This is a genomic window from Streptomyces alanosinicus (assembly GCF_014650595.1).
Classification (GTDB): Bacteria; Actinomycetota; Actinomycetes; order Streptomycetales; family Streptomycetaceae; genus Streptomyces; species Streptomyces alanosinicus.
In genome coordinates, this window is the sequence record NZ_BMVG01000094.1 from 1 (window position 1) to 5,302 (window position 5,302).

The 5,302-nt window shown below is 68.0% G+C and carries 4 protein-coding genes; 1 reads left to right on the forward strand and 3 read right to left on the reverse strand.

Annotated elements, in window-relative coordinates:
* The first annotated feature begins 300 nt into the window (after positions 1 to 300).
* Positions 301 to 1,479, forward strand: coding sequence for an ISAs1 family transposase (locus tag IE277_RS46090; RefSeq protein ID WP_229882586.1), 1,179 nt, complete (start codon positions 301 to 303; stop codon positions 1,477 to 1,479).
* Between the two features lie 525 nt (positions 1,480 to 2,004).
* Here IE277_RS46090 and IE277_RS46095 read toward each other — a convergent pair.
* From IE277_RS46095 to IE277_RS46105, 3 genes are all read right to left on the reverse strand, one after another.
* A complete protein-coding gene (locus IE277_RS46095; RefSeq protein WP_189960051.1) occupies positions 2,005 to 2,151 on the reverse strand; it encodes a hypothetical protein in 147 nt (48 codons plus the stop codon).
* A 348-nt stretch (positions 2,152 to 2,499) separates the two neighbouring features.
* Entirely contained in the window at positions 2,500 to 3,603 is a 1,104-nt protein-coding gene (locus tag IE277_RS46100; RefSeq protein ID WP_189960053.1) for a helix-turn-helix domain-containing protein, read from the reverse strand.
* A 46-nt stretch (positions 3,604 to 3,649) separates the two neighbouring features.
* Positions 3,650 to 4,438 (reverse strand): hypothetical protein, encoded by a 789-nt coding sequence (locus tag IE277_RS46105; RefSeq protein ID WP_189960054.1) that lies wholly within the window; start codon positions 4,436 to 4,438, stop codon positions 3,650 to 3,652.
* Between the last annotated feature and the right edge of the window lie 864 nt (positions 4,439 to 5,302).

The window sequence follows — 5,302 nt, forward strand, 5'->3', positions numbered from 1 at the left end:
CCGGGTCGAGCCCGGAGCAACTCCGGGCGATCGTCGGTGTGACCGTCGACGCGCTCGAGCGGGCGCTGAGACCGGTCGGATAGCTGGCATATCAAATTTCTGTCTGAGAGTCATAGGCGCTTCTCAATGTTCGGAGGGGCAAGACAGATGGCTGATGTAGCCGCCGCCAACCTTGGCGGGTTGGAGGAGTCGTCCCTCTGGGAGTGACGGAAATACGCATCACGGAGCCCTGCACGGCGGTGACCTGCGCCGATGATCAAGGTTCTCGAAGCCATTGACCAGAACAGGGGTCGCGTTCGCGTGCCATCCTCCCTAATCGGTGTCCTGCAGCGCCACTGCCAGGGCATCGACTCCGCCTGCCCGGATCCGGAACCGCAGCAGTTCACCTCCCTGGCGGAGACGTTGAGCCGGATACCCGATCCCCGCCGGGTCCGAGGCCGTCGCTACCACCTGGGCTCCCTGCTCGCGCTGTGCCTGGTCGCCGTGCTCGGCGGAGCCAGGTCCCTGGCCGCCATCGCCCGCTTCGCCGCCGATACCGACTCCAGCCTGCGCGAACAGCTCGGGCTCACCTCCAGCACACCGAACGCCTCCACACTGGGACGACTCCTCGCTCGTCTGGACGGCGACGCCTTGGACGACGCCGTGGGCGCCTGGCTCGCCCGGTACGCCGCCGACCCGGTGGACGAACCCGGCGAGACACTGATCGGCCTGGCCGTCGACGGCAAGACTGTGCGTGGATCCCGCACCGACGGCATGGCCGTCCACCTGCTCGCCGCCGCGCTGCACGGCTGCCAGACCGTGATCGCCCAGCGTCAAGTCGCCGCGAAGAGCAACGAGATCCCCGCCTTCGCCCCGCTGCTGGACCGGCTCGACCTGCGCGGCGTCGTCGTCACCGCCGATGCGATGCACACCCAGAGCACCCACGCCGAGCACGTCATCACCGCTGGCGGCCACTACCTCCTGGTCGTCAAGGGAAACCAGAAGAAGCTGCGCAAGCAGTTGCGGCGCCTGCCCTGGCGGGAGATCCCGCTGCAGGCCCGCACCACCGGGGCCGGGCACGGCCGCCGCGAGGTCCGCCGCCTGAAGGTCTGCACCGTCCAGCCCGGCCTGCTCTTCCCGCACGCCGTCCAGGCCATGGAGATCAAGCGCCGCCGCACCCACCGCAGGACCGGCAAGGTCCAGACGAAGACCGTCTACGCGGTCACCAGCCTGTCGCCCGAGCAGGCCCGCCCGGCGCAACTCGCCCAACTCGTGCAGAACCACTGGTCGGTTGAGGCCCTGCACCACGTCAGAGACGTCACCTATAGCGAGGACGCCTCGCGAGTGCGCACCGGCACCGCACCCCGCGCCATGGCCACGCTGCGGAACCTGGCTATCGGACTCATGCGCCAAGCAGGCTGGACCAACATCGCCGCCGCAGTCGATCACTACCGGTCACGCCCCCAGCACGCAACCGCCACGCTCGGACTCACAGCTTGAGAACGCATCGCCCCTGGGGAGCAAGGCCCTCCGCTTCCCCGTACCCGGACCGCACCCAACCCGGCCCCGCTGGCCTGTGTCGCCGAGCGCACCCCGGCTCGGTGGTGTATCCATCCCGGGGCTGAGCTGCGCAAACGCCGCGCGTCAGGCGGTGCAGCATTCCCGTCGGGACAGCAACACTGGCCGTCATCACGTCATTCGTAATTGAAATGACTCCTGGCAGGGAGTAAATCTACTACCCTTCTGATGCGCAGCAATATTCGCGACGGCTTTAAATTTACAGCGACATTTTGCGACGGGGCTAATTGCGCTGGGGGGATTTTGCTGGACCGCTGCAGTACATTTCAAATCAGATCTGTCGCAGTTGCTCAATTGGATTTGGAAACGTGCTACCGTAGCGATCAGCAGTCCACACATGGGTGTGCCCCGCATGCCGTCACAGCAGCTCACGGGGCACACCTGGCCAGACGTGGACCCGAGGGCCTGCCCCCTGGCCGGGGTGGGCCCTCAGTGCGTCGCCGCAGGTCAGTCCATCAGTTCGCGCACTACGCGGACCGCGTAGTAGACGAACTTCAGCACTACGACCGCCGGTTGCATGCAGGTCAGGACCCGCACGACACGGCGACGCTTCGTCCCCGCCGGCCTGGGCTCGTCGGGCTCAGGTCCGGGCATACGTCTTGCCACCTCCCTTCGGGTGTCAGGACCGCCAATCGGCAGCCCCCCGTCAGGGAACGGGGAACGCGAATAAGACTACATCACAGAACCCGTCTGGAAATGCCACTCTCCGCATCGTTGGGCGTCGTTGGCTTTTCTCCAGGATTTCTTGTAGCGCTGCTTCTGTAGGGTTTCCTATAGAGTCGCAGGTCAGGGCTGGTAAACCGCATGTCGCGTATTAGGGGTGCCGTCCGCGCAGTGCCTCGTCGAAGACGCCCAGCTCGGTGTCCGGGCGGCCCAGGTGGCCTTCACCCTGCCCTCGACCGGAACCGACGGCCGGGTGACCGAGCGGGTAGCAGCTCCGGATCACACCAGCCGCAGTACCGGCCGGCTGTCCGGCATCCCCAGCAACTCCCTGACCCGCGCCAGCGGCCAGGCCAGTTCCTGTGCCAGCTCCCGTACGCCCAGTCCCGTCTCCTGGACCGCCAGATCGAACGCCTGGGACAGCAGGACCGGCTGTTCCCCGGGATAGCCGCTGACCGGCTCCGCGGCGAAGCCGGGCTGGCCGTCCAGGGCTCGCAGTCGCTGGTACGTCCGGCTCGCCGTGGCGTCGGAGATCAGCCCCAGTTCGCGGCAGCGGTACACCAGGGAGTGCACAGACACGCCCCAGGTCCGGCGCAGGCCCGCCAGATGTCCCAGGTCCATCCGGCGCGGCAGCAGGGGCAGGATGCTCGCCTGCGGCGTGAGGAATTCCGCGGCGAACGCGTCCGCCTCACGCTCCTGCCTGCTGTCGCCCGTGGCGTCGCCATGCAGCACCAGGTGGCCGAGTTCGTGGGCCGCGGTGAAGCGGTGGCGGTAGACGTCGTTGGCCCGGTTCCTGGTGAGCACCACCAGCGGACGCGCCGAGCGCGAGGAGAACGCATCGACCGTCGCGGCGGCGGCATCGGACTCCGCCGGCAGGACCACCACGATGCCGTGCGCCTCCATGCGCCGGACGAGATGGGTGACCGGACCGTCGCCAAGACCCCACTGACGACGCAGTTCCTGCGCGGCGGCAGTCGGCTCCGACGGCAGGGCCACCCCGGGATGCACCTCGCCGCCGGCGAATCCGGGCAGGTCCACGGGCGGTAGCTGCACCCGGCGCTCCAGCGCGTAGGTCAGCTCCCACACCTGCTCGGCGAACGCCAGGGCCCGCTCGCGCTGAGCCTTCGGCGTGCTGCGCAGGCTGCGGAAGTGGGCCATCGAGGAGTCCAGGCGCTGGCTCGGCCTGCCGGCGATGAAGAACTCCGCCGGCACGTTCAGGGCCTTCGCCATCTGGGGTACCAAGTCCGGCCGCGGACGGGAGACGCCCGTCTCGTACTGGCCCACCGCCGCCGGGGTGACACCGAGGCGTTCGGCCACGTCTTTCTTGGTCAGGCCAGCGAGGCGTCGGGCCTGGGTGAGCCGGGCGGGGTCGAACGCATCGGTCACGGCGCGGGGTGTGGCGGTGCGCTCCAGTCCGGGAAGGACTGGGTGATCAGTTCTCATTGTTCTCGTTCGTCAGGGGTTCGATCGGCGCGACTTCGCTCACCGGAGGGATGTCCAGCTTCCGCTCCGCGTCGGGGCGGGGCGTCAGGGCAACGATGGGCTGCTCGCCCTCGTCGAAGCCGGGGTGGCCGGTCAGCTGCTGCGGAATCGTCAGCTTCGGCGTCGAGGCTTCCGGCAACGGCAGGGGCAGGGGCTCCGGATCGATGACCCACTCCAGCGTGCCGCTCTCGTCCGCCAGTGCCGCAACGCCCCAGTAGGGCTTGAGGAGCCCGGCCGCGTTGCAAGCGAAGGGAACGAGGACCAGACGCGTGCCTTCCGGCAGGGCTGCCAGCCTCGGCCGGAGCTCCACCGCGCTCGGGTCAAACGCGTATCCCCCGAAGAGGTCTGCCTGTTCCGAGGGCGGGGCGAACGCGAACAGCTCCCGGATCACCGACCACACGTTCTGGATCCTCGCGGTACGGACGTTGCTGTCCTTCTTGGAGAAGCAGAACGGGTACAGCAGCCCGTTCCCGATCCGCACCAGGTCGAACTGGAAACCGTTGGGCTTCACCAGCTGGGCGCCAGGGAGGTCCCCCAACTGCTCGCTGACCCGCTCGAACGCCCCGCGGTAGCGCGCGACGCCGTGGACCTGGGTGGAGGACACGTCAGCGTCCTGCTGCGAGGAACGGGCGTTGGCCTGCATGTCGATCAGTGCCTGGCCGATCCTGTCGCGCACGTCCCGAGCCGTCTCCTCGTCGTGGAACAGCTCGCTGGCCCAGGCGGAAACGGGGATCTCCATATGGCTGACCCTTCCGGTTCAGCGCTTCACATCGAAGCGCGCCGACAGTGCTACCACTTTAGTTGATCTCAATCAACTTGCGCGTGCACTCTCGTAGAACAGCTCGAAGGGAGCTGAACACCCTTGTTGGACACCTGAAGTTGGGTCAGGCCTGACGTATGGACGTCAGCGCGCCGCGTACGCCTTGCGCTGGGGCTGGGACATCCTCGGCGGCCTCAGCCCCTGGGGCAAGCGCGTTTGGGCCTTGCTGGAGACGCGCCCGTGAGGCCCTGGCGCACCGCGACGCACCACCACCGAGCCGAGACTGTGCTCCTGGTGGTCGTCGCCGTGCGGCTGCTCGTCACCGTGCTGTTCCTCGCGGCGGGATAGACCCCGCCAGCCCCGTGCTCCCCGTCACGGGGCTGGCGGCCTGAAGCGGTGCCCTGGACCGACGCCCCCGAGCGGTCCAGGGCACCGTTGTGCAGCCGGTCCGGGGTGAACGCTGCCGCACGTCATAACCCATAAGACCTATTGGAACCAACGGGGGCAATGCTCCGCCGCCAAATCCTCCGCAGGTCCTCCGCCCGGCATGCCTGCAGGTGGCGTGCCAGCACGCCGAGGGCTCATCCCTTCTTGGGTCCGGCCCTGGGGAACAAGGGTGCTTCTCCCGGACCGGCCCTGCCTGTCTCGAATTCGACGGCCGGTTGGCGAAGTTGGCCACAGCTGCCCTCGCGGAGACGGCCGGGCGTTGGAACCCTCGGTGAGATGCCAGCCGGGTCGGGGGAAGGAGAGTCTGGTGCTTTGGTGGGTGGCGGCCCTGTGGGGATTAGGGCGTTTCTGATGGCTCTTGGACGATGTCTCGGAGCCAGATGACGATCGCTGCGA